Raw genomic sequence first — 23267 nt, forward strand, 5'->3', positions numbered from 1 at the left:
GCCACCGGGCTCACCCCACCCCCGGCCCGCCGCCCCACCCGGGAACGGCGGGCCGAGGCGCACCCGGGGCCGGCACCGAGCCACAGCCGGGAACGGCGCCGAGCAGCGCCCGGGGACGGCGCCGAGCCGCAGCCCGGCGGGCCGAGGCGCACCCGGAACACCCGCTCCGAGCGACTACGCTCAGTGCCTATGTCACGCATCGACGGCCGCACCCCCGACCAGCTCCGCCCCATCACCATCGAACGGGGCTGGAGCAAGCACGCCGAAGGATCCGTCCTCATCTCCTACGGCGACACCAAGGTGCTGTGCACCGCCAGCGTCACCGAGGGCGTCCCCCGCTGGCGCAAGGGCAGCGGCGAAGGCTGGGTCACCGCCGAGTACTCCATGCTCCCGCGCGCCACCAACACCCGCGGCGACCGCGAGGCCGTCAAGGGCCGCATCGGCGGCCGCACCCACGAGATCAGCCGGCTCATCGGCCGCTCGCTGCGCGCCGTCGTCGACCACCGCGCCCTCGCCGAGAACACCATCGTCCTCGACTGCGACGTCCTCCAGGCCGACGGCGGTACCCGCACCGCCGCCATCACCGGCGCCTACGTCGCCCTCGCCGACGCCGTCGCCTGGGCCCGCGACCGCAAGCTCCTGCGCGCCAAGGGCCAGCCCATCACCGGCGGCGTCAGCGCCGTCAGCGTCGGCATCATCGACGGCGTCCCGATGCTCGACCTCCAGTACGAGGAGGACGTCCGCGCCGAGACCGACATGAACATCGTCTGCACCGCCGACGGCCGCTTCGTCGAGGTCCAGGGCACCGCCGAGGGTGCCCCCTTCGACCGCGCCCTGCTCGACCGCCTGCTCGACCTCGGCACCCTGGGCTGCGCCGAGCTCGACGAGATCCAGCGCAAGGCCCTGGAGGCCTGAACCGGTTCGGCCCACGGCGCCGTGGACCCGGATGTACCCGCCGCCGTACGGGCCGCTGTACACGCCGGGCCCGAAGCCCGTACGGTTCCCGCAGCACCCCTGCTGCGGGAACCGCGCACCCCCCGGCGCGCGTCCCGTCCCACGGAACCCGCGCGCCCCACAGGAGGACCGGATGCCGTCCAGCATCGCCCGCCCCGCCGCCCTCGCCGTGGCCGGCCTGATCGCCATCCTCCCGCTCAGCATGGTCAGTTGCTCCGCAGCCCAGAAGGCGATCGACTGCGGCAACACGGCGGTCAGGATCACCGGCGACCTCGCCGACGTCACCAGCGCCTACGGCAACGCGAGCAACGACTCGGCGGCCGCCGCGAAGGCGCTGGAGAAGCTCAGGACCGACCTCAACCAGGTCGGCAGGAACTCCAAGAACACCGACGTCGCCAAGGCCGTCGCCGACCTGCAGAAGCAGGCCGACAAGGTCCAGCAGGCCGTCGACAAGAAGGAGGTCCCCGACCTCAAGCCGCTCGGCGACGCGGCCGGCAACCTCACCTCGGTCTGCACCGGCTGACGCCGGAACGGCTGCCGATAGGGTGGGCGATATGTCCACCCGATTGATCCTCGCCACCCGTAACCAGCACAAGGTCGCCGAACTCCGCGCCATCCTCGGCGAGGCCGGCCTGGACGTCGAACTCGTCGGCGCCGACGCCTACCCCGAGATCCCGGACGTCCCGGAGACCGGCGTCACCTTCGCCGAGAACGCGCTCCTCAAGGCCCACGCCCTCGCCCGCGCCACCGGCCTGCCCGCCGTCGCCGACGACTCCGGCCTCTGCGTCGACGTCCTGAACGGCGCCCCCGGCATCTTCTCCGCCCGCTGGGCCGGCAAGCACGGCGACGACCGCGCCAACCTCGACCTGCTGCTCGCCCAGCTCTCCGACATCTCCGACCCGCACCGCGGCGCCCACTTCTTCTGCGCCGCCGCCCTCGCCCTCCCCGACGGCACCGAGCGCGTCGTCGAGGGCCGCCTCCTCGGCACCCTGCGCACCGCCCCCTCCGGCGACGGCGGCTTCGGCTACGACCCGATCCTCCAGCCCCTCGGCGAGACCCGCACCTGCGCCGAACTCACCCCCGCCGAGAAGAACGCCATCAGCCACCGCGGCCAGGCCTTCCGCGGCCTCGCCCCGGTCGTCAAGGACCTCCTGGGCTGAGAAAATCGAAGGGCCCGACCGGAATCATTCCGATCGGGCCCTTCGATTTGAAGGTCATCCTGGTGCGGCCGAAGGGATTCGAACCCTCAAGCCCTCACGGGCCAACGGACCTAAACCGTCTGCGTCGCCTCTGCGCCACGGCCGCCTGTCCTGCTGACCATCATGTTACTGGGCCCGCGAATTGGCCGACACCTTCCTTCGACCAAGCCGCTAGGCAGCGTGCTTCCTCGACTTCTGTTTGCAGTAGGTCGGAGTGATGGCGTGGCAGTTCGGGCAGAGCAGCCGCAGGTTGTCCGGCCGGTTGTCCGACCAGTCCCCATTGATGTGGTCCACCTCCAGCGTCATCGGGTGCCCGCGCCACTCGGGGCCGGTGCTGCAGCCCTCGCACTCTTGCGGCCTGCCGAGTTCGTTCAGCGCGCTACGGATTCGCGAGCCGGGGAGCCGCTTGGCCCCCCAGGGGCGCTGAGCGAGGAGTTGTTCGGCGGGGATTCTGGTGGGGGCATGCTTGCCGCGGCCGTGGGCCTGCCCGGTGAAGTGTGAGGTGTCGATGCCGAGTGCCTTGATGCGGCGCCCGATGTGGGCCTGGGTGCCACCGGCCTGACGCTGGTCGAGGTAGCGCACGACTCCGGCCACGCTGTGCGAGGCCACGACGGCCTCCTGGAGGAGTTCCCGGGTGTAGACGGTTCCGGGCGACGGGAAGTGGGACGTGTCGATGCCGTATGCCTTGGCCTTCCGCCGCAGGTAGGAGCGGTTGTACTGGTTGGGTTCGCGGTCGAGTGCGATCAGCATCTCGTCGAGCGTGGTTGCGGCAGCAGCGACCTCGGCCAGCACCTCCTTCGAGTACTGGCGCTGCCTGTAGGCGCGGCATCCCTCCTGGGCGAAGTGCGAGGTGTCGATGCCGTAGTGCCGGAGTCGCCGGCTCAGGTAGCTGTGCGTGCCGCCCGCCATCGGCACGCCGAGCTTTCGCATCATGTCGTTGACGTTGCTGGACTCGGCCGCGAGCGACGCGAGCAGTTCGCGGGTGTACTTGACCGGCATGGTTGTTCCCCTTCGGGCAGTGGTTCGCCCGTCCCCCGGTGTGCGAACGATCGGTGGGGGATTTGGTTACGGGTGACGGGGTTTCGGCCAGGGGGTGACTTGTTGTCGTCGGTGGGGTGACCGGCGGGGTTGGGGGTTTGATTACCAATTGGTACAGACCTATTGACCTATGTGGTTCAGACCACATAGCTTCGGCGCCAATTGCAATCCCCCACGTGCGTGCTCCCCCACAGGCACGCGCCGACACTCTCTCCCGGAGGACCGAGTGTTGATCCGAAACACGGCGGAGCGGCGTCCCACCGCCGCACTCCGCCGCAAGAGCCCGGCTGCCCGGGCGGGCGCGATCTCGCTGGCGGCGGCCGGTCTGGCCGGTCTGCTGCTGTCGACGCTGGGCGCGGTGCCCTCGCAGGCGTCCGCGACCGTCGACAACGGGGCCTGTCGCCCCGACGGCCTGTACCAGACGCCCGGCGTGGACGTCCCGTACTGCTCGGTCTACGACACCGGCGGCCGCGAGAAGATGGGCGCGGACCACCAGCGCCGCATCATCGGCTACTTCACCGGCTGGCGCACCGGCAAGAACGGCGACCAGCCCTACCTGGTGAACGACATCCCCTGGGACAAGGTCACCCACCTCAACTACGCGTTCGGCCACGTCGGCGGTGACAACAAGCTCTCCGTCGGCACCGACGGCCCGACCAACGAGGCCACCGGGATCTCCTTCCCGGGCGTGCCCGGCGCCGAGTTGGACCCGACGCTGCCCTACAAGGGCCACTTCAATCTGCTGACGAAGTTCAAGAAGCAGTACCCGAACGTCAAGACCCTGATCTCGGTGGGCGGTTGGACCGAGACCGGCGGCTACTTCGGGGACGACGGCAAGCGCGTCAACTCCGGCGGCTTCTACTCGATGACCGTCAACCCGGACGGCAGCGTCAACCAGGCCGGCATCGACACCTTCGCCGCCTCGTCCGTCGACTTCATCCGCAAGTACGGTTTCAACGGCGTCGACGTCGACTACGAGTACCCGACCTCGATGAAGGACGCCGGCAACCCGCTGGACTGGCAGCTCGCCAACTCCAAGCGCGGCTCGCTGGCGAAGGGTTACGCGGCGCTGATGAAGACGCTGCGCGAGAACCTGGACCGGGCCGGCGCCGCCGACGGCAGGCACTACCTGCTGTCGGTCGCGGCCCCGTCGTCCGGCTACCTGCTGCGTGGCATGGAGACCTTCCAGGTGGCGCAGTACCTGGACTACGTCAACATCATGTCGTACGACCTGCACGGCGCCTGGAACAAGTACGTCGGCCCGAACGCCTCGCTGTTCGACGACGGCAAGGACGGCGAGCTGGCGGCGGCCAACGTGTACGGCACCGGCCAGTACGGCGGCATCGGCTACCTGAACGCCGACTGGTCGTACCACTACTTCCGCGGTGCGATGCCGGGCGGCCGGATCAACGTCGGCCTGCCGTACTACACCCGGGGTTTCAAGAACGTCACGGGCGGCACCAACGGCCTGTGGGGCACCGCGGCGGCGACGACCTGCCCGGTCGGCTCCGGCCTGACCTCCTGCGGTGACGGCGCGGTCGGCATCGACAACATCTGGAACGACAAGGACGACGCGGGCAAGGAGTCCCCGGCCGGGTCGAACCCGATGTGGCACGCGAAGAACCTGGAGAAGGGCATCCTGCCCGACTACCTGGCCAAGTACGGCGTGAAGGACACCGCGCTGCAGGGCACCTACGCCCGCAACTACAGCAGCAGCCTGGTGGCGCCGTGGCTGTGGAACGACGCCAAGAAGGTGTTCCTCTCCACCGAGGACGAGCAGTCGGTGGGTGCCAAGGCGGACTACATCGTCAACCAGGGCGCCGGCGGCGCGATGATCTGGGAGCTCGCGGGCGACTACAAGTGGGACGCGGGCGCCAACGGCGGCAAGGGCGAGTACGTGCCGGGTTCGACGCTGACCTCGCTGATGTACGACAAGTTCAAGGCGGCCACGCCGTACGGCGCGACCCGTTCGACGGTCCCGCTGCCGCAGCAGACCCTGCCGATCGACGTGTCGTTCACCAACTTCGCGCTGGGTGACTCGAACTACCCGATCAACCCGAAGATCCACATCGTCAACAACTCGACGACGACCCTGCCGGGCGGCACCGAGTTCCAGTTCGACTACAGCAACTCGGCTCCGGGCAACGCCAAGGACCAGTCCGGCTTCGGCCTCCAGGTCATCCGGCAGGACAACCCCGGTCCGGGCAACGTGGGCGGCCTGAAGGGCACCTACAACCGGGTGTCGGTCAAGCTGCCGGGCTGGCAGTCGCTGGCGCCGGGAGCCTCGGTGGACCTGGACTTCGTCTACTACCTGCCGGTCTCGACCCCGTCGAACTGGACGGTCAACGTGAACGGCACGCTGTACGGGCTCAAGGGCGACCTGACCCGGGGCACGGTGGACGGTGGCACGCCGACCCCGACCCCGACCCCGACCCCGACCCCGACGCCCACCGCGACCACGACCGCTACTGCTTCGCCGACGGCGACCGCCTCCCCGACGGCGACGGCCTCGCCGACCGCGACGGCCACCGCGACCGCCACCCCGACGACGGGGGCCTGCACGGCCGCCCCGAGCTGGGACGCGGGCACCACCTACGCGGCCACCACCAAGGTGTCGTGGAAGGGCCACTACTACCAGAACAAGTGGTGGACCAAGGGCGACGACCCCGCGGCCAGCGGCTCGTGGGGCGTCTGGAGCGACCTCGGGGCCTGCTGACGGCGCCCTGAGGTGAGAGACGGCGGTGGCGGTGCACCCGGTCGGGGGGTGTGCCGCCACCGCTTCGTTCAGCGAGGTGCCAGGCGAGCGGGGTGCCGGGCGCCGGGGCGTCAGGCCGTCGAGCGTCAGGCCGTCTCGACCTTGAGGTCGCGCAGCAGCTTGGCGACGTGCCCGGTGGCCTTCACGTTGTACAGCGCGCGCTCGACCTTGCCCTGCTCGTCCACGATCACGGTGGAGCGGATCACGCCGACGTAGGTGCGGCCGTAGTTCTGCTTCTCGCCGTAGGCGCCGTAGGCCTCCAGCACCTGGTGGTCCGGGTCGGACACCAGGGTGACCTTGAGGTTCTCGGCCTCGCGGAACTTGCCGAGCTTCTCCGGCTTGTCCGGGGAGACGCCGATGACGTCGTAGCCGGCGCCGGCGAGGACCTCCAGGTTGTCGGTGAAGTCGCAGGCCTGCTTGGTGCAGCCGGGGGTGAGCGCGGCCGGGTAGAAGTAGACGATGACCTTGCGACCCAGGTGGTCGGCGAGGGACACCTGGTTGCCGTCGGCGTCGGACAGGCTGAAGGCGGGCGCGGTGTCGCCGGGCTGGAGACGCTCACTCACGGGTAAATCTCCTGTTGCTGGGGCGGGCGGTCATAGCACGGCAAACTTACCTCCGATGGTGGGTGGGGTCGCGCGGCCGTGCTCGGCAACTGACAGACTGGGTCAGTCGCACAGGACAACATCAGCAAGTGAATGGGGTGGCCCGAGTGGGCGAGGCGAGCACGAAGGACAAGTCGGCGCGGACGACCGCCCAGATCGAGGCGGACATCTCCCGGACCCGCACCCAGCTGGCGGCCACCCTGGACGAGCTGGCCGTGCGCGTCCACCCGAGCACGATCAGCGCCCAGGTGAAGGCGAAGGCCGTGGCCGCCGTCGAGGAGAAGGCCGGCCGGGCGTACGTGGCCGCCAACGGCGTGGTGGAGAAGGTGCGGGCGCAGTTCGTGGACGAGAAGGGGCAGCCGCGCACGGAGCGGATCGTCCCGGCCGCGCTGGTCGGCGTGGGCGTGCTGCTGCTGGTGGCTTCCGCCCGGAAGCGTCGCAAGGGCTGAACGGGCGCGGGGTGAGGGCCGGGCGCGGGAGGCGTCCGGCCTTCGGCGTGCCCGGGCCGGAAGGTGTGCCCGGGCCTGGGAGGTGTGTCCGGGCCCAGGGTGTGCCCTGACCTGGGGGTGTGCCCGGCCCCGCGGGTGCCGCGGCTTCCCGCATGCCGGGCCAGCGTCACGCCGCGTGCCCGGGGGCGGTACCTTCGGGATCGTGAGTACGAACGACGAACCGACCCCGCAGGCCCCCTCCGCCGCACCCGAGTACGAGGCGGCGCGGCACGACCGGTTGGGCGAGAAGCTGCCGATCCGGATGCTGCACGACCGCGTGCTGGTGCGGATCGAGGGCAGTGAGGGTGAGCGCCGCTCGACCGGCGGCATCCTGATCCCCGCGACCGCGGAGCTGTCCAAGCGCTGCACCTGGGCGGAGGCCGTCGCGGTGGGCCAGAGCGTCCGCTCGGTGGAGCCGGGCGACCGCGTCCTGTACGACCCGGAGGACAAGCTGGAGGTCGAGGTCCGCGGCGCCACCTACGTGCTGCTGCGCGAGCGTGACCTGCACGCGGTGGCGGCGACCCGCTTCGGCGACACGGAGGGCTCGACCGGGCTCTACCTCTGAACCTCTGAGCACGGGCGTGGCGTGAGCCGGTCGGGGCGGTGCCCCGGCCGGCTCCTTGCGTCGTCCGGCCCTGTCGGTGGTGGGCGCGCTAGGGGCCGGGCCTGTCGGTGGTGGGCGCTAGGGTCCCGGCATGACGAGGCGTGTGCCGGTGATCGGCGAGGGTGAGCGGCGGGCCCGGGTGGGGCGGCGGCAGTTGCTGGCGCCGTCGGTGCGGGTGGCGCGGGTGGAGCAGGTGGCGGACGCGCTGGTGGGGCTGCACGCGTCGGACCCGGCGACGGTGTACCTGTCGGCGTGCGCGCGGCTGGCCGAGCCGTCGGCGGCGGAGGTGGACCGGGCGCTGTACGAGGACGTCACGCTGGTGAAGCTGCTGTCGATGCGGCGGACGCTGTTCGCGGTGACGGAGGGCTTCGCGCCGCACGTGAGTTCGTCGACGGCGCGGGCGATCGCGGCGAGGGAGCGGGCGACGCTGCTCAAGCACCTGCGGGACCACGCGGACGGCTGGGACGAGGCGCGGCTGGCCGGGGCGGAGCGCGCGGTGCTGGCCGCCGTGGCTCGGCGCGGCGAGGCGACGACGAAGGAACTCGGTGACGACGTACCGGAGTTGCGCGAGACGATGCTGATGTCGGCGGGCAAGCCGTACGAGAGCCGGCAGAGCGTGGGCAGTCGGCTGCTGCGGGTGCTGGCCGCGGACGGGCACGTGCGGCGGGGCCGTCCGCGCGGGTCGTGGCTGAGCAACGTCTATCCGTGGGCGCCGGTGCCGCAGTGGCCGGAGGCGCCGGTGCGGGAGGCGAAGGCGGAGGTGGTGCGGCGCTGGCTGGCCGGGTACGGCCCGGCGACCGTCGAGGACGTGAAGTGGTGGACGGGCTGGACGCTGGGGGACACCCGCCGGGCGCTGGCGGACGTGGGCGCCGAGGACGTGGAGCTGGCGGGCGGGGCGGCGGCGCTGGTGCTGCCGGGGGATGCCGGGCCGGTGGCGGAGCCGGAGCCGTGGGCGGCGCTGCTGCCGGCGCTGGATCCGACGGTGATGGGCTGGCGGGGGCGGGACTGGTACCTGCGGCCGGAGGACGTGTCGGCGCTGTTCGACCGGGCGGGCAACGCCGGGCCGACGGTGTGGTGGTGCGGCCGGGTGGTGGGCGGCTGGGCGCAGCGGCCGGACGGCGAGGTGGTGTGGCGGCTGTTCGGTGATGTGGGGGCGGAGGCCGGGGCGGCGATCGCGGCGGAGGCGGCGCGTCTGGCGGGCTGGCTGGGGGAGGTGCGGGTGACGCCGCGGTTCCGGTCGCCGTTGGAGCGGGAGTTGGCGGCGGGGTAGGTCACCGGCCGGCGGGGTGGTTCACCGATCGGCGGGCGGTTCACCGGCCGATGGCGTGGTTCAGCGGCCGGTGAAGCGGCTCACTGGGTCGGCGGGGTGGCGCGCTGGGCCGGTGGTGTCGCGCTCGTCGCCGGGTTGGTGGTGGCGCCGGTGGTGCTGGGTGGCGTGGTCGGGTGGGTGGGCCGGGTCTGGGTGGGTCGGGGGGTGGGGCTGGACTGCTCCTGGGTGGTGGTGGGCTGGGGTGCCTGCGGGCTGGGCTGTTCCTGGGTGGTGGTGGGCTGCGGGGCGGGCGCGCTGGGGGCGTGGGTGGGGGCGTGGGTGGGGGTGTCGGGCACGGGGGTGCTGCTGGGGGGTTCCTCGCTGCTGCCGCCGCCGGTGGTGGGGGTGGTGGCGGTGGGGCTGGGGGTGGTGGTGGCGTTGCTGCTGGGGCTGAAGTCGGGGGCGGGGGTGTCGCGGCCGGTCTGGAGGTCGAACTGCTGGGTGGTGGTGCCGTCGAGGGCGGCGCTCATGTAGGCGGTCCAGATCCGGGTGGGGAAGGTGCCGCCGTTGATCCGGGCGAGTCCGGCGGTGCCGGCCAGTGGTTCCTTGGCGTGGGTCTTCGGGTTCTCGCGGAACAGGCCGACGGTGGTGGCGAGTTCGGGGGTGTAGCCGGCGAACCAGGCGGAGAGGTTGGAGTCGGTGGTGCCGGTCTTGCCGGCGGCGGGGCGGCCGAGGTCGAGGGCGGCGGCGCCGGTGCCGCGGGGGCCGATGACGTCGCGCAGGACGTCGGTGACGGTGTCGGCGTAGGGTCGGTCGATGGCGTCGACGGGGGTGTGGTCGGGCATCTTGGGGGCGTCGACGGCGCCGCCGGTGTGGACGCGTGCGAGTTTGAGGACGGACCAGGGGGCGTTCGCCTGGCCGTGGTTGGCGAGGGTGGCGTAGGCACCGGCCAGGTCGAGGGCGCTGGGGGTGGCGGTGCCGAGGGTCATCGAGGTGTTGGCCGGGTCCATGCCGCGGACGCTGTCGGGGATGCCGAGTTTGACGGCGGTGTCGCGGACGCGGGCGAGGCCGGCGTCGACGCCCTCCTGCGCGTACACGGAGTTGACGGACTTCACCATGGCGTAGCGCAGGGTGATGTTGCCGTAGTCGACGTCGTCCTCGTTGGGCGGCGCGTAGGGGGTGGGGCCGCCGGTGACGGGGCGTTCGCTGGTGCCGTCGTAGCGGGTGTCGGGGGTGATCGGCCGGCCGTCGAGGGTGTGTTGGGCGATGAGGCCGGCGGCGAGGTCGACGGGTTTGAAGGTGGAGCCGATCTGGTTGTCCTGGCGCAGGGCGTCGTTGTAGGGCTGTTTGGCGTAGTCGGGGCCGCCGTAGACGGCGACGACGCGGCCGGTGGCGGCTTCGACGGAGGCACCGGCGACCCGGACGTCGGTGTCGGTGGCGGGGCGGCGCTGGGGGTCGAGTTCGTCGGTGAGTTCGTCCTGGACGGCCTTGTGGAAGGCGTCCTGCTTGGGCTTGTCGAAGGTGGTGGTGATGCGCCAGCCGCCGGCCTTGAGGGTGGCGGTGTCGATGATGCCGGCGGAGACGAGGTAGTCGTCGGCGACGCCGACGAGGTAGCCGGCCTGGCCGGAGAGGCCGGTGGCGGGCTGGGGGTCGATCGGTTCGGGGAAGGTGGTGGCGGTGCGTTCGGCGTCGGTGAGGAAGCCGAGTTGGACCATGCCGTCGAGGGTGTAGTGCCAGCGGGCGATGGCCTTCTCGCGGTTGGCGGGGGTGGCGGTCTTGACGTCGTAGCTGCTGGGGGCCTGGAGGAGGGAGGCGAGGTAGGCGCCCTGGGCGAGGGTGAGTGCGGAGACGTCGACGCCGTAGTAGGCGTGGGCGGCGCTCTGGATGCCGTAGGCGCCGCGGCCGAAGTAGCTGCTGTTGAGGTAGCCGGCGAGGATCTCGGGCTTGTCGCGTTGCTGGTCGACCTTGAGGGCGATGAAGAGTTCGCGGCCCTTGCGTTCGATGGTCTTGTCCTGCGTCAGGTAGTAGTTCTTGACGTACTGCTGGGTGATGGTGGAGCCGCCTTGGGTGCCCTTGCCGGTGAGGGTGTTCCAGCCGGCCCGGAGCATGCCTTTGAGGTCGATGCCGCGGTTGCGGTAGAAGGTGCGGTCCTCGGCGGAGACGACGGCGTGCTGGGTTTGCGGGGGGATCTGGTCGATGGTGACGTCGGTGCGGTTGACGGCGCCGGTGCGGGCGATCTCGGTGGTGTCGTCGGCGTAGAGGTAGATGTTGTTCTGGGCGACGGCGTGGGCGTTGGGGTCGGGCACCGGGACGATGACGTAGAGCACGGCGAAGGCGCCGGCGGTGAGCAGGAGCGCGGCGGTGAGGGCGCCGAGCGTGATGCGCCAGGTGGGCAGGAGCCGGCGCCAGCGGGGGAGGGCTCGGCGGGCCGCGCGGCGGGCGGCTCGTTTGGCCTGGCGTCGGGTGCTCAAGGTCATGCCGCGATTATGTGCTATTTGATGGCCGATCAGGGGGTGGTCGGGGGGTTGGCGTGCTCGGGGAAATCGGGTGCGGCGGCTGGTCCTCGGCGCTACGGTGAAAGGTGCAAACCAGGTAGCGCCTCGCATGGCGCACTCGCATAGCGCACCCGCACAGCGCACCCAGTTCCGTCAGCTCCGCGCGTTCGGCCCGGTACCCCCGGGTTCGGCCGGTCGGAGCCGCTGGGGTGTGCGCGGACGTCGGCGGGCATCCGTCTGCCCGTATTTGTCGACAAGGAGACAATATGCTGAATCTCGCACCCGCGGAGACGCGGACCGCACGCCCTCCTGATCCCACCGGACCCCTGCCCGTCCTCGGGCTCTACGCGGCCGTCGCCCGCGGCGCCTTCCGCCGCTACTCCACCTACCGGGCCGCCACCCTGGCCGGCACCTTCACCAACACCGTCTTCGGCATCATCCTGGCCTCCTCCTTCCTCGCCCTCTGGCAGGCCCGCCCCAGCCTCGGCGGCTACGACCAGAGCCAGGCCGTCACCTACATCTGGGTCAGCCAGGCCCTGCTGGTCACCGTCGCGGTGTGGGGCGGCGGCTTCCAGGACGACCTCCAGGACCGCTTCCGCAGCGGGGACATCGCCGTCGACCTCTACCGCCCGGTCGACTTCCAGGGCTGGTGGCTGGCCACCGACCTCGGCCGGGCCGCCTTCCAACTGCTGGTCCGCGGCACCGTGCCGCTGCTCGTCGGCGCCCTGGTGTTCCGCACCCGGATGCCCGAGCAGCCGCTGACCTGGGCGGTCTTCCTGCTCTCGGTGCTGCTCGCGCTGGTGGTCAGCTTCGGGCTGCGCTTCCTGGCCTCGATCACCGGCTTCTGGCTGCACGACTCGGACGGGGTGCGCTCGGTGATGCTGGTGGTCTCGATGTTCTTCTCCGGGATGCTGCTGCCGATCGTGCTCTTCCCCGGCCTGCTCGGCGACCTCGCCGCGGTGCTGCCCTGGGCGGCGCTGGTGAAGGTGCCGACCGATGTCTTCCTGGAGCGCTCGACCGGCGCCGGCCTGCTCGGCGCGCTCGGCTTCCAGCTCGCCTGGGCCGTCGCCCTGCTCGCCGCGGGCCGGGGCGCCCAGTGGCTGGCGACCCGCAAGGTGGTGGTGCAGGGTGGCTGAGCCGATCGTGCCCCGCACCGCGTGGGCGGTCCGCTCCTGGTGGCTGTGCGCCCGGATGTGGATGCGCTCGATGATGGCCTACCGGGCCTCCTTCGCCCTGAACCTGGTGGCCAGCCTGGCCACGCACTCGCTGGACTTCGTCGTCCTGGTGCTGATGTTCCAGCACACCGACCAGCTGGGCGGCTGGCGCCTGCCGGAGATCGCGTTCCTCTACGGCACCGCGACCTTCGCCCTCGGCGTGGCCAACCTGCTGGTCGGCTCGGTCGAGGGCCTCGGCGTGCGGATTGTCAACGGATCGCTGGACACCATGCTGATCCGGCCGGCGCCCGCGCTCGCCCAACTGTGCGCCGAACGCTTCTCGCTGCGCCGGCTCGGCCGCCCGATCCAGGCCCTGGCCGTGCTCGCCTGGTCACTGGCCACCCTGGACGTGCACTGGACCTGGGACCGCGTGCTGCTGGTGCCCGCCCTGCTGGTCTGCGGCAGCGTCATCTTCGGCGCGATCTACGTCGGCGGCGCGACCGTGCAGTTCTGGTGGGGCGAGTCCAAGGAGATCCAGAACTCCTTCACCTACGGCGGCGCGACCCTGCTGCACTACCCGCCGACCATCTTCGCCAAGGAACTGGTGGCCGGCGTGGTCTTCGGCGTCCCGCTGGCCTTCGTCAACTGGCTGCCCGCCCTGCACATCCTCGGCCGGCCCGACCCGCTCGGCCTGCCCACCGCCTTCCAGTACGCCTCCCCGCTCGCCGCCGCGCTCTGCGTCGCCGCCGCCGGGCTCGCCTGGCGGGCCGGGCTGCGCGCCTACCGCGGCACCGGCAGCTGAACCTACCGGGGCACCGGTAGCTGAACCCCCTCCTACGCAAGGAACCCCCATGGCACTGATCGAACTCGAGGACGTCCGCCGCACCTTCACCGTGCGGGCCCGCACCGGCCGCTTCAGCCGGGTCAAGCGCGAGGTGCGCGCGGTGGACGGGCTGAGCTTCACCGTCGAGGCCGGCGAGTGCGTCGGCTACATCGGCCCCAACGGCGCCGGCAAGTCCACCACCATCAAGATGCTCACCGGCATCCTCGTGCCCAGCGGCGGGCGGCTGCGCGTCGCCGGAGTGGACCCGGCCCGCGAACGCGTCGCGCTGGCCCGCCGGATCGGCGTCGTCTTCGGCCAGCGCACCACGCTCTGGTGGGACCTCCCGCTGTGCGACTCCTTCGAACTCGCCCGCCGGATCTACCGCATCCCCGACCGCCGATATCGCGAGAACCTCGCCCGCTGCGTCGAACTGCTCGACCTGGAAGGGCTGCTGGACACCCCCGTCCGCCAGCTCTCGCTCGGCCAGCGGATGCGCGGCGACCTCGCGGCGGCGCTGCTGCACGACCCGCAGGTGCTCTACCTGGACGAGCCGACCATCGGCCTGGACGTGGTCAGCAAGGGGAAGGTGCGCGAGTTCCTGCGCGAGGTGAACCGGGACCGGGGCACCACCGTGCTGCTCACCACGCATGACCTGACCGACATCGAGCAGCTCTGCGGCCGGGTGATGGTGATCGACCACGGCCGGGTCGTCTACGACGGCGGGCTGGACGGCCTGCACGCCACCGGGCGCAGCGAGCGCACCCTGGTGGTCGACCTGGCCGAGGCCCGGCCCGCGATCGAGGTGGCCGGCGCCCGGGTGGTGAAGGTCGAGGGGCCCCGGCAGTGGCTGGCCTTCCCGGCGCAGCAGAGCGCCGCGCCGATCGTGGCGGCGGTGGCCGCGCGCTATCCGCTGGTGGACCTGTCGGTGCGCGAGCCGGCGATCGAGGACGTGATCGCGCGGATGTACACGGAGGTGGCGATCGGCTGACCCTCCCGAACGCTGAACGTGTGTCCGGTCGCTGTCACCCGTCCGGGGAGGGCACGTGACTCCCCGGCGGGCAGCCGAGTTGACGTTGCATCGCTCAGCGAACAGCACACCGGAGGGCAGCGCTTCTCGATGACCGGACCCGATGTGACCGTGGTGGTCGCGGTCTACAACACCATGCCCTACCTCACCGCCTGCCTGGACTCGCTGGTCGGGCAGACCCTGGCGCCCGGGCGGCTGGAGGTGGTGGTCGTCGACGACGGCTCCACGGACGGCGGCGAGGCCGTCCTGGACGACTACGCCGCCCGCCACCCAGGGCTGTTCCGGGTGGTGCACCAGCCCAACTCGGGCGGCCCGGCGGCCCCCACCAACCGGGGCCTGGCGCTGGCCCGCGGCCGCTACGTGCTGTTCCTCGGCGCGGACGACTGGCTCGGCGCCGAGGCGCTGGAGCGGCTGGTCACGGCGGCCGACGCCTGGGGTTCGGACGTGCTGGTGCCCAAGCAGGTCGGGGTGAACGGGCGGCTGGTGCCGCAGGGGATCTTCCACGCCAACGCCGAGTCCGTCGGCTTCACCGACTCGGCGCTGGCCTGGGCGCTGTCCGACACCAAGCTGTTCCGGATGGACCTCGTCCGGCGCCACGGGCTGCGCCGCGACGAGGAGTTGAAGGTCTTCTCGGACCAGCCGTTCACTCTGGAGGCCTGCCTGCGGGCGGGCCGGGTGTCCGTCCTCGCCGACTACGACTGCTACTTCCTGGTGCTGCGTGAGGACTTGGGCAACGTCACCCAGCGGGCCGGGGTGCTGGACCGGTTGCGCGGGATCGCGGCGTTGCAGCAGGTCGCCGCCGATCTGGCCGAGCCCGGCGGGGAGTTGGACGCGATCCGGGCCCGCAGTTTCGCCTGGGACGTGCCGCGGCTGCTCCAGGACGACTTCCTGCTGCTCGACGGCGCCGTCCAGGAGCAGGTCTGCGCCGAGGTCGGCCGGCTGATCGAGCGCTTCGACGCCCGCGCGGTCTACCCGCGGCTGCCCGTCGCCGAGCGGCTGCGGCTCGAACTCGCCGCCGCCGTCCGGCCGGAGGCGCTGCGGGACCTGATCCGGTACGAGGCCGCGCACGGCGACCCGCCGGTGGTCGTCGACGGGCGGCGGCACTACGCGGGCTACCCGGCGTTCCGGGACTCCCGGCTGGGCCTGCCGGACGAGCTGTTCCTGCTGGGCGAGGAGCCGGTGCGGCTGCCGGTGGAGGTTCCGCCGCTCAACCTGGCCCAGCAGGTGTGGCGCGGCGCCGTGCCGGCCCAGCTGCGGCGCGGGCTGCGGCGCTACCCGGTGTGGCGCCGGCTCGCCAACACGGTGAACGGGGGCCGGGGGTGAGCGGGGGGCCCGGAGGCCGGGGACCCCGGAGGCCGGGCGCCCCGGAGGAGAGGGGACGCGGGGATGAGCAGGGTGCGGGGATGAACGGGACGCGAGGATGAACGGGGTGCGGGGATGAGTCGGGCGATGGACGTCTGCGTGGTCGGGCTGGGCAAGCTGGGCCTGCCGCTGGCCGTGCAGTTCGCGTTGAAGGGGCACCGGGTGACGGGGGCGGACATCGCCCCCGGGGTCGTCCGCAGCGTCAACCAGGGCGTGCCGCCGTTCCCCCGGGAGGCGGGTTTGGACGAGGCGCTGAAGCGGGTGGTCGTCGAAGGGCGGCTGCGGGCCACCACCGACACCACGGCCGCCGTCGCCGCCGCCGAGGCCGTGGTGCTGGTCGTCCCGCTGGTCACCGCCGCCGACGGCACCCCGGACTTCGGCCTGCTCGACGCGGCCACCGACGCCGTCGCCGCCGGGCTGCGCCGGGGCACCCTGGTCAGCTACGAGACCACCCTGCCGGTCGGCGTCACCCGGGGCCGCTGGGCGCCCCGGCTGGCGGCCGGCTCCGGGCTGGCCGCCGGGGCGGACTTCGCGCTGGTGTTCAGCCCGGAGCGGGTCCGCACCGGGCGGGTCTTCGCCGACCTGCGGCGCTACCCCAAGCTGGTCGGCGGCATGGACGCCGCCTCGACCCGGCGCGGCGCCGAGTTCTACCGGGCCGCGCTGGACTTCGACCCGCGCCCCGACCTGCCCCGGCCCAACGGCGTCTGGGAGCTGGCCTCGGTGGAGGCGGCGGAGTTCGCCAAGCTCGCCGAGACCACCTACCGGGACGTCAACATCGCGCTCGCCAACCAGTTCGCCCGGTACGCCGACCGGGTCGGGGTGGACTTCGCGGAGATCGCCGACGCGTGCAACTCGCAGCCGTACAGCCACCTGCACCGGCCCGGCATCGCGGTCGGCGGGCACTGCATCCCGGTGTACCCGCGGCTGTACCTGTGGAACGACCCGGGTGCGACGGTCGTGCGGGCCGCCCGGGAGGCCAACCTGGAGATGCCCGGGTACGCGGTCGGGGTGCTGGACGGCGCGCTGGCGGGCGGGATCGCCGGGCAGGGCGTGCTGGTGCTCGGGGCGGCGTACCGGGGCGGGGTCAAGGAGACGGCGTACTCGGGGGTGTTCCCGCTGGTCGAGGCGGTGCGGGCGGCGGGGGCGCGGCCGTACGTCAGCGATCCGCTGTACGGGGGCGGGGAACTGGCGGCGCTCGGGCTGCCCCCGTACGAGGGGGAGCCGGTGGTGGCGGCGGTGCTCCAGGCGGACCACCCGGAGTACCGGGGGCTGGCGCCGGAGGACCTGCCGGGGGTGCGGGTGCTGCTGGACGGGCGGCGGTGCACGGATCCGGCGGTGTGGGCGGTCGAGGGGGTGCGGCGGATCGTGCTGGGCGGGGCGTGACCATGTTGGGCGGGGCCTGAGGGGTGAGGGTTCAGGCTCTGGCGGGCGTGCGGCTCGCCGCGTCGGCAGGCACGGCGTACCGCACGCGGCGTGAGTGGGCGGGTACAGGGCGTGCGCCTGGCTGTGCGCGAGGCGTGCCCGGGCGCGCAACCAGGCGCGTGATCGCGGGGCGCGCTCTCACCCGCGCCGGGCAGCGGGCAGACTGGCGGGGTGAGTGACGAAGCCTTCAGCGGTACGGGCCCCGGGGTCCGGTTCACCGCCGCCGACGAGCAGAAGAGACATGGCGTCCGCCGGATGAAGACCATCGCGACCGGCCTGCTGGCCTTCGCGAGCCTGGTCTTCGCCCTCGCCACCTGGGCCAAGGCGGCCGGCGCCGGCTCCTGGGCCGGGTACGTGGCGGCGGCCGCCGAGGCGGGCATGGTCGGCGCGCTGGCCGACTGGTTCGCCGTGACGGCGCTGTTCCGCCGCCCGTTGGGCCTGCCGATCCCGCACACCGCGATCATCCCGACCAAGAAGGACGCCTTCGGGCGCTCGCTCGGCGACTTCGTCGGCGACAACTTCCTCTCCGGTCACGTGGTGCGCGGCCGCCTCGCGTCGCTGGGCATCGCCCGGCGGCTGGGGGAGTGGCTGGCCGCGCCGGGCAGCGCCGAGCGGGTCACCAAGGAGGCCTCGGCGGCGCTGCGCGGGGTGCTCGCGGTGCTCCGGGACGACGACGTGCAGGCGGTCGTCGCCGAGGCGGTGACCAGGCGGGCGGCGGCCACCTCGGTGGCCGAGCCGATGGGCCGGATGCTGGGCAAGGTGGTCGCGGACGGCGGGCACCACGGCGTGGTCGACCTGGTGGCCGTCCGGGCGCACGGCTGGCTGACGGCCAACCACGAGGAGGTGGTCCAGCGGGTCACCCAGAAGACCCCGGGCTGGACGCCCAAGTTCCTCGACAACCAGGTCGGCGAGCGGGTCTACAAGGAGCTGATGCGGTTCGTCACCGACATCCGGGACGACCCGGACCACCCGGCCCGCGGCGCCATCGACAACTTCCTCGCCGACTTCGCGACCGAGCTGCAGACCGACCCGGAGACCATCGCCCGGGTGGAGCGGGCCAAGGTGGAACTGCTGGCCCGGCCCGAGGTGCAGGACCTGATCGCCTCCACCTGGGCGGCCGTCCGCACCCTGGTGGTGAACGCGGCCGAGGACGAGGACAGCGAACTGCGCCGGCGCATCCGCGAGGGCGTGAGCAGCTTCGGCGCGCGCCTGGCCACCGACGCCAAGCTCCAGGCCAAGGTGGACGGCTGGCTGCAGGACGCCGCCCAGTACCTGGTCGACACCTACCGCGCCGAGATCACCTCGCTGATCTCCGAGACGGTGGCGGGCTGGGACGCCGACGACGCCTCCCGCAAGATCGAGGCCAACGTGGGCCGCGACCTGCAGTTCATCCGGATCAACGGCACCGTGGTCGGCGCCATGGCCGGGCTGCTCATCCACACCGTCGCGACCGCCCTCGGAGGCTGACCCCGGGGCGGCCTATCCTTGCCAGCACCTGTCGGTACGCGCGTAGAGGAAGTAGGGAACCACCGTGGTCCAGCCGGACGGAAGTCGGATCGGAAACCCCAGTGGCCAGGGGGGCATCGAGGCGTTCATCGCCGGGATGCCCAAGGCGGAGCTGCACGTCCACCACGTGGGCTCGGCCTCGCCGCGCGTCGTCGCCGAGCTGGCGGCCCGCCACCGCGGCCGCTCGAAGGTGCCGGTCGACCCGGCGGCGCTCGCCGAGTACTTCACCTTCACCGACTTCGCGCACTTCATCGACGTCTACCTGAGCGTCGTGGACCTGATCCGCGACGCCGAGGACGTCCGCGCGCTCACCTACGGCGTGGCCGAGGACATGGCGCGCCAGAACATCCGGTACGCCGAACTGACCATCACCCCGTACTCCTCGGTCAAGCGGGGCATCCCGGACGTCGCCTTCATGGAGGCGATCGAGGACGCCCGGCTGCGCGCCGAGAAGGAGCTCGGGGTCGTGCTGCGCTGGTGCTTCGACATCCCCGGCGAGGCCGGCCTGGAGGCCGCCGAGGAGACCGCCCGGCTCGCCGTCGACCTGGCCCCCGAGGGCCTGGTCAGCTTCGGCCTCGGCGGCCCGGAGATCGGCGTGCCGCGCCCGCAGTTCAAGCCCTACTTCGACCGGGCGCGGGCGGCCGGCCTGCGCAGCGTCCCGCACGCGGGCGAGACCACCGGGCCGGAGACGGTCTGGGACGCGATCCGGGTGCTCGGCGCCGAGCGCATCGGGCACGGCACGCAGTCGGTGAAGGACCCGGCGCTGCTGGACCACCTGGGCGAGCACCGGATCCCGCTGGAGGTCTGCCCGACCTCCAACATCGCCACCCGGGCGGTGGAGCGGATCGAGGAGCACCCGATCAAGCGGATGGTGGACGCCGGGCTGCTGGTCACCGTCAACAGCGACGACCCGCCGATGTTCGGCACCGACCTCAACACCGAGTACGCCGTCGCGGCGCGGCTGCTGGGCCTGGACGAGTCCGGGGTGGCGGCGCTGGCGCGCAACGCGGTCGAGGCGTCCTTCCTGGACGTGGCGGGCAAGGCGCGGCTGGCCGGCGAGATCGACGCGTACCTGGCGGGCTGGAAGGCCTGATTCCCGGCGTCCGCCCTGGTGGACGCCCTGTGAAGTGCCCCGTGAACCGCCCCGCCGGCAGCTGCCGGCGGGGCGGTTTTCTGTCGCCATTCGGACATGGTGCCAAAGTGGCGCCATTAATGGCTCGACATGGCACCACTGCTGTGCCATGCTGAAGCCATGGACCTCACGCCGTACGTCGAAAACCTTCGGAACGAGCTCGCGGTGGCCGCGGGCACGGGCGGGGACGAAGCCCGCGCGCTGGCCGAGCGGCTGACGCTGCCGCTGGATTCGGCCGTGCGGCTCACCCTGCTCAACGCGCTCTCGGCCGCGATGGGCGAAGTGACCCGCGAGCTCGCCCCCGGCTCGGTGGACGTGCGGCTGCGCGGGCTCGATCCCGAGTTCGTGGTCACCGTACCGCCCGGCACCGACGCCTTCCACGGTGATGTGTCGCCCGTGGTGCCACCGATGGCGCCGATGGTGGCATCGGTGGTGCCAGTGGCGCCGCCAGTGGTGCCGGAGTCGGACGAGACGGGCACCGCCCGGATCAACCTGCGCCTGCCCGCCCACCTCAAGGCCCGGGCGGAGGAGGCCGCCGGGCAGGAGGGCCTCTCCCTCAACGCCTGGCTGGTCCGGGCCGTCGCCGGCGCGCTGGAGGCCGGCGAGCCGGCCGCCCGCCCGGCCGCCACACCGGCCCCCCAGCCGACGGTCCGCCCGCGCCGCGGCGGCCAGGGCTTCACCGGCTGGGTCCACTAACGCTTCCGCCCGCTCCATCCGCTCCGCCTGCCAGACCCGCTCCATCCGCTCCATCCGCGCTCCATCCGCAACGACGTCACCCCCGCTCCGACCAGCGGGAACACCCATCAGAGTCAAGAGGACGGGACAGCCATGCCTACGTACGAGACCGACGGACCGATCTCCGCCACCCTCGAATTCGAGATCGGCTCGGTGCGGATCAGCGCGAGCAAGCGCACCGACACCGTGGTCGAGGTCAAGCCCGCCAACCCCGCCGAGGAGGCGGACGTCAAGGCCGCCCAGCAGACCCAGGTCGACTACGCCGGCGGCCGGTTCACCCTCAAGGGCCCGAAGAAGCGCTCGCCGTTCGGCCGGATCGGCTCGATCGACATCCTGATCGAGCTGCCGGCGGGCTCCGAGGTCAACGCCGACGCCCCGATGGCCACCTTCGTCGCCGAGGGCCCGCTCGGCGACTGCCGGCTGAAGACCTCGCTCGGCCGGATCCAGGTCGAGCAGGCCGCGAGCGCGCGGCTCAAGACCGACCACGGGGAGGTCCGGGTGGACTCGGTCGACGGGGACGCGGAGGTCTCCGGGCTCGGCCGGGTCGCGGTCGGCACGGTCGGGGGCGCGCTGACGGTCAAGAACAGCAACGGCGACACGGAGGTCCGCGAGGTCCACGGGGCGCTCAAGGCCAGCTCCTCCTTCGGCCGGATCGAGGTCGGCACCGCCCACGCGGGGGTGGACGCCAAGACGGCGCACGGCCCGATCCGGATCGGCCGGGTGGTGCGCGGCCAGATCACCATGCAGACCTCCCTGGGGGACTTGGAGGTCGGCATCGCGGAGGGTACGGCCGCCTGGCTCGACGTGCACAGCAAGGTCGGCACCGTGCGCAACGCCCTCGGTGCGACGCAGGGTCCGGGCGACGCTCGGGAGACCGTTGAGGTCCGCGGCCGCACCCAGCTCGGCGACGTCGTGATCCGGAGGGCGTGATGGCGGCGATCTCGGCAGTCGGACTGACCAAGTCCTACGGCGACAAGGCCGTGCTGAACGGCATCGACCTGGAGATTCCGGCGGGCAGCGTGTTCGCCCTGCTCGGGCCGAACGGCGCCGGCAAGACCACCACCGTGCAGATCCTCTCCACCCTGATCCCGGCCGACGGCGGGGTGGCCCGGGTGGCCGGGCACGACGTGGTCGAGCAGGCCTCCGGGGTGCGGGCGGCGATCGGTGTCACCGGCCAGTTCTCGGCGGTGGACAACCTGCTCACCGCCGAGGAGAACCTGCTGCTGATGGCGGACCTCAACCACCTCCCCCGTCGGGAGGGGCGGAGGCGGGCCGAGGATCTGCTGCGGCGGTTCGACCTCACGGAGGCGGCGCGCAAGCCGGTCGTCACCTTCTCCGGCGGCATGCGGCGCAAGCTCGACCTGGCGATGACGCTGGTCGGCGATCCGCGGGTGATCTTCCTCGACGAGCCGACCACCGGGCTGGACCCGCGCAGTCGGCGGACGATGTGGGAGATCATCCGGGGGCTGGTCGCCGACCATGGGGTGACGATCTTCCTCACCACCCAGTACCTGGAGGAGGCCGACGAACTCGCCGACCGGATCGCCGTCCTGGACGGCGGGCGGATCGTCGCCGAGGGCACGGCGGACGAGCTGAAGCGGATCGTCCCCGGCGGGCGGATCCGGCTCCAGTTCGCGGACGCGGCCCAACTGGGGGCTGCCGCCGGACTGTTCGACTACGCGGTGGTCGACACCGAGGCGCTGCGGCTGGACATCCCGGGGGACAACTCCGTGGTCACCGTGAAGGCGGTGCTGGACGCGCTCGACAACGCCTCGGTCCGGGCCGAGTCGCTGGTCGTGGAGACGGCCGATCTGGACGACGTGTTCCTCACGCTGACGGGAGAGGGCGTCCGATGAGCGCTTCGGTGAGCTACGCGGTCAGTGACTCGCTGACCATGCTGCGGCGCAACCTCAAGCACGCGCTGCGGTACCCGTCCCTGACCTTCGCAGTCGTGATCATGCCGGTGATGATGCTGCTGCTGTTCAACTACGCCTATGGCGGCGCGCTCGGCGCGGGCATCGGCGGCGGCAGCTACATCGACTACGTGACGCCCGGCATCCTGCTGATGGCGGCGGCCTCGGGGTCGCTGGTCACGGCGATCGGGGTCTGCGTCGACATGACGGAAGGCATCGTCAACCGCTTCCGCACGATGGCGATCTCGCGCTCGGCCTTCCTGGCCGGGCACGTGGTCGGCAGCGTGATACAGACCATGCTCGGCCTGGTCCTGGTGGTCGGCGCGGCCCTCGCGATGGGCTTCCGGCCCAACGCCGGGCTGGTGGAATGGCTGGCGGCCGTCGGGCTGCTGCTGTTCGTCACTGTCGCGCTGACCTGGATATCGGCGGGCATCGGGCTGGTTGCCAAGACGGTGGAGAGCGCCAGCAACCTGCCGATGCCGATACAGTTCCTGCCCTTCATCGGGAGCGCGATCGTCCCACCCGACTCGATGCCGACCGCCCTGCGGTGGTTCGCCGAGTACCAGCCGTTCACGCCGATCATCGAGACCCTGCGGGGGCTGCTGATGGGCACCCCGATCGGCAACAGCGCCTGGAGCGCGCTGGCGTGGTGCACCGGGCTGACGCTGATCGGCTACTTCTGGTCGAGGAGCGTCTTCTACCGGCGGTGACGGGGGTACGGCCGGTAGCGGGAGGCCCGGGAGGACAGCGATGTCCGCCCGGGCCTCTCGGCGTCGTGGCCGGTACCGCGTCGTGGCCGGTCCTGAGTC

General features: G+C 72.2%; 21 protein-coding genes and 1 tRNA gene. 18 read left to right on the top strand and 4 right to left on the bottom strand.

What is annotated here, in order from left to right; genetic code table 11:
- Positions 1-189 precede the first annotated feature (189 nt).
- The 3 genes from rph (at position 190) to rdgB (ending at position 2114) form a co-directional block, all read left to right on the top strand.
- A complete protein-coding gene (gene rph / locus A6F73_RS21020; RefSeq protein WP_063349221.1) occupies positions 190-915 on the top strand; it encodes a ribonuclease PH in 726 nt (241 codons plus the stop codon).
- Between the two features lie 172 nt (positions 916-1087).
- A complete protein-coding gene (locus tag A6F73_RS21025; protein WP_063349222.1) occupies positions 1088-1477 on the top strand; it encodes a hypothetical protein in 390 nt (129 codons plus the stop codon).
- Positions 1478-1508: 31 nt separating this feature from the next.
- The gene (gene rdgB, locus A6F73_RS21030; RefSeq protein ID WP_063349223.1) at positions 1509-2114 is read left to right on the top strand and encodes an RdgB/HAM1 family non-canonical purine NTP pyrophosphatase; all 606 of its coding nucleotides are present in this window, start codon (positions 1509-1511) and stop codon (positions 2112-2114) included.
- Positions 2115-2174: 60 nt separating this feature from the next.
- Here rdgB and A6F73_RS21035 read toward each other — a convergent pair.
- Both A6F73_RS21035 and A6F73_RS21040 read right to left on the bottom strand, forming a co-directional pair.
- Positions 2175-2259, bottom strand: a tRNA-Leu gene (locus A6F73_RS21035).
- A gap of 65 nt (positions 2260-2324) precedes the next feature.
- Positions 2325-3152, bottom strand: coding sequence for an HNH endonuclease (locus tag A6F73_RS21040; protein WP_063349224.1), 828 nt, complete (start codon positions 3150-3152; stop codon positions 2325-2327).
- 343 nt (positions 3153-3495) lie between these two features.
- Here A6F73_RS21040 and A6F73_RS21045 point away from each other — a divergent pair, with 343 nt between their 5' ends.
- On the top strand, positions 3496-5907 hold the full coding sequence (locus A6F73_RS21045) for a chitinase C-terminal domain-containing protein (RefSeq protein ID WP_063351373.1): 2412 nt from the start codon (positions 3496-3498) through the stop codon (positions 5905-5907).
- Between the two features lie 125 nt (positions 5908-6032).
- On the opposite strand, the gene bcp is transcribed toward A6F73_RS21045, so the two are convergent.
- Entirely contained in the window at positions 6033-6509 is a 477-nt protein-coding gene (gene bcp / locus A6F73_RS21050) for a thioredoxin-dependent thiol peroxidase (protein WP_063349225.1), read from the bottom strand.
- A gap of 146 nt (positions 6510-6655) precedes the next feature.
- Between bcp and A6F73_RS21055 the strand changes: the two genes are divergently transcribed.
- The 3 genes from A6F73_RS21055 to A6F73_RS21065 all read left to right on the top strand — a co-directional run bounded on the left by A6F73_RS21055 (position 6656) and on the right by A6F73_RS21065 (position 8910).
- Positions 6656-6997: a DUF3618 domain-containing protein gene (locus tag A6F73_RS21055; protein ID WP_063349226.1), complete on the top strand. Its 342-nt coding sequence runs from the start codon at positions 6656-6658 to the stop codon at positions 6995-6997.
- Positions 6998-7298: 301 nt separating this feature from the next.
- Positions 7299-7601 (top strand): co-chaperone GroES, encoded by a 303-nt coding sequence (locus A6F73_RS21060; RefSeq protein WP_079136310.1) that lies wholly within the window; start codon positions 7299-7301, stop codon positions 7599-7601.
- A 130-nt stretch (positions 7602-7731) separates the two neighbouring features.
- The gene (locus A6F73_RS21065) at positions 7732-8910 is read left to right on the top strand and encodes a winged helix DNA-binding domain-containing protein (RefSeq protein WP_063349227.1); all 1179 of its coding nucleotides are present in this window, start codon (positions 7732-7734) and stop codon (positions 8908-8910) included.
- A gap of 80 nt (positions 8911-8990) precedes the next feature.
- Here A6F73_RS21065 and A6F73_RS21070 read toward each other — a convergent pair whose 3' ends face one another.
- Entirely contained in the window at positions 8991-11366 is a 2376-nt protein-coding gene (locus A6F73_RS21070) for a transglycosylase domain-containing protein (protein ID WP_063349228.1), read from the bottom strand.
- Between the two features lie 284 nt (positions 11367-11650).
- On the opposite strand from A6F73_RS21070, the gene A6F73_RS21075 reads away from it, so the two are divergent.
- The 11 genes from A6F73_RS21075 (at position 11651) to A6F73_RS21125 (ending at position 23168) form a co-directional block, all read left to right on the top strand.
- Complete coding sequence (locus tag A6F73_RS21075) at positions 11651-12520, top strand: ABC-2 family transporter protein (RefSeq protein ID WP_079135855.1); 870 nt, start codon at positions 11651-11653, stop codon at positions 12518-12520.
- The gene (locus A6F73_RS21080) at positions 12513-13340 is read left to right on the top strand and encodes an ABC-2 family transporter protein (RefSeq protein ID WP_063349229.1); all 828 of its coding nucleotides are present in this window, start codon (positions 12513-12515) and stop codon (positions 13338-13340) included. The genes A6F73_RS21075 and A6F73_RS21080 overlap by 8 nt, the downstream gene beginning before the upstream one ends.
- A 49-nt stretch (positions 13341-13389) precedes the next feature.
- Positions 13390-14349 (top strand): ATP-binding cassette domain-containing protein, encoded by a 960-nt coding sequence (locus A6F73_RS21085; RefSeq protein WP_063349230.1) that lies wholly within the window; start codon positions 13390-13392, stop codon positions 14347-14349.
- 129 nt (positions 14350-14478) lie between these two features.
- Positions 14479-15711 (top strand): glycosyltransferase, encoded by a 1233-nt coding sequence (locus tag A6F73_RS21090; protein ID WP_079135856.1) that lies wholly within the window; start codon positions 14479-14481, stop codon positions 15709-15711.
- A gap of 126 nt (positions 15712-15837) precedes the next feature.
- The gene (locus tag A6F73_RS21095; protein ID WP_063349232.1) at positions 15838-17133 is read left to right on the top strand and encodes a nucleotide sugar dehydrogenase; all 1296 of its coding nucleotides are present in this window, start codon (positions 15838-15840) and stop codon (positions 17131-17133) included.
- Between the two features lie 210 nt (positions 17134-17343).
- The gene (locus A6F73_RS21100; RefSeq protein WP_063349233.1) at positions 17344-18639 is read left to right on the top strand and encodes a DUF445 domain-containing protein; all 1296 of its coding nucleotides are present in this window, start codon (positions 17344-17346) and stop codon (positions 18637-18639) included.
- 64 nt (positions 18640-18703) lie between these two features.
- Entirely contained in the window at positions 18704-19771 is a 1068-nt protein-coding gene (locus A6F73_RS21105) for an adenosine deaminase (protein WP_279634924.1), read from the top strand.
- Between the two features lie 159 nt (positions 19772-19930).
- Entirely contained in the window at positions 19931-20506 is a 576-nt protein-coding gene (locus A6F73_RS21110) for a YlcI/YnfO family protein (protein WP_063349234.1), read from the top strand.
- Between the two features lie 132 nt (positions 20507-20638).
- Complete coding sequence (locus A6F73_RS21115) at positions 20639-21475, top strand: DUF4097 family beta strand repeat-containing protein (protein WP_063349235.1); 837 nt, start codon at positions 20639-20641, stop codon at positions 21473-21475.
- Positions 21475-22401 carry an ATP-binding cassette domain-containing protein gene (locus A6F73_RS21120; protein WP_063349236.1) on the top strand — a complete coding sequence of 309 codons (927 nt, stop codon included), beginning with the start codon at positions 21475-21477 and terminating at the stop codon, positions 22399-22401. The genes A6F73_RS21115 and A6F73_RS21120 overlap by 1 nt, the downstream gene beginning before the upstream one ends.
- Positions 22398-23168: an ABC transporter permease gene (locus tag A6F73_RS21125; RefSeq protein ID WP_063349237.1), complete on the top strand. Its 771-nt coding sequence runs from the start codon at positions 22398-22400 to the stop codon at positions 23166-23168. The genes A6F73_RS21120 and A6F73_RS21125 overlap by 4 nt, the downstream gene beginning before the upstream one ends.
- Positions 23169-23267: the final 99 nt, after the last annotated feature.

The sequence above is a fragment of the Streptomyces sp. MJM8645 genome, from assembly GCF_001625365.1.
Taxonomy (GTDB): Bacteria; Actinomycetota; Actinomycetes; order Streptomycetales; family Streptomycetaceae; genus Kitasatospora.

Excerpts from the sequence above, each read along its gene's own strand:
- A6F73_RS21095 (WP_063349232.1), top strand. The coding sequence starts at position 15,838 with ATGGACGTCTGCGTGGTCGGGCTGGGCAAGCTGGGCCTGCCGCTGGCC.
- A6F73_RS21125 (WP_063349237.1), top strand. The coding sequence starts at position 22,398 with ATGAGCGCTTCGGTGAGCTACGCGGTCAGTGACTCGCTGACCATGCTG.
- rph (WP_063349221.1), top strand. The coding sequence starts at position 190 with ATGTCACGCATCGACGGCCGCACCCCCGACCAGCTCCGCCCCATCACC.
- A6F73_RS21075 (WP_079135855.1), top strand. The coding sequence starts at position 11,651 with ATGCTGAATCTCGCACCCGCGGAGACGCGGACCGCACGCCCTCCTGAT.
- A6F73_RS21025 (WP_063349222.1), top strand. The coding sequence starts at position 1,088 with ATGCCGTCCAGCATCGCCCGCCCCGCCGCCCTCGCCGTGGCCGGCCTG.
- A6F73_RS21120 (WP_063349236.1), top strand. The coding sequence starts at position 21,475 with ATGGCGGCGATCTCGGCAGTCGGACTGACCAAGTCCTACGGCGACAAG.
- A6F73_RS21065 (WP_063349227.1), top strand. The coding sequence starts at position 7,732 with ATGACGAGGCGTGTGCCGGTGATCGGCGAGGGTGAGCGGCGGGCCCGG.
- A6F73_RS21040 (WP_063349224.1), bottom strand. The coding sequence starts at position 3,152 with ATGCCGGTCAAGTACACCCGCGAACTGCTCGCGTCGCTCGCGGCCGAG.
- A6F73_RS21110 (WP_063349234.1), top strand. The coding sequence starts at position 19,931 with ATGGACCTCACGCCGTACGTCGAAAACCTTCGGAACGAGCTCGCGGTG.
- A6F73_RS21060 (WP_079136310.1), top strand. The coding sequence starts at position 7,299 with ATGCTGCACGACCGCGTGCTGGTGCGGATCGAGGGCAGTGAGGGTGAG.
- rdgB (WP_063349223.1), top strand. The coding sequence starts at position 1,509 with ATGTCCACCCGATTGATCCTCGCCACCCGTAACCAGCACAAGGTCGCC.
- A6F73_RS21115 (WP_063349235.1), top strand. The coding sequence starts at position 20,639 with ATGCCTACGTACGAGACCGACGGACCGATCTCCGCCACCCTCGAATTC.
- A6F73_RS21085 (WP_063349230.1), top strand. The coding sequence starts at position 13,390 with ATGGCACTGATCGAACTCGAGGACGTCCGCCGCACCTTCACCGTGCGG.
- A6F73_RS21090 (WP_079135856.1), top strand. The coding sequence starts at position 14,479 with ATGACCGGACCCGATGTGACCGTGGTGGTCGCGGTCTACAACACCATG.
- A6F73_RS21070 (WP_063349228.1), bottom strand. The coding sequence starts at position 11,366 with ATGACCTTGAGCACCCGACGCCAGGCCAAACGAGCCGCCCGCCGCGCG.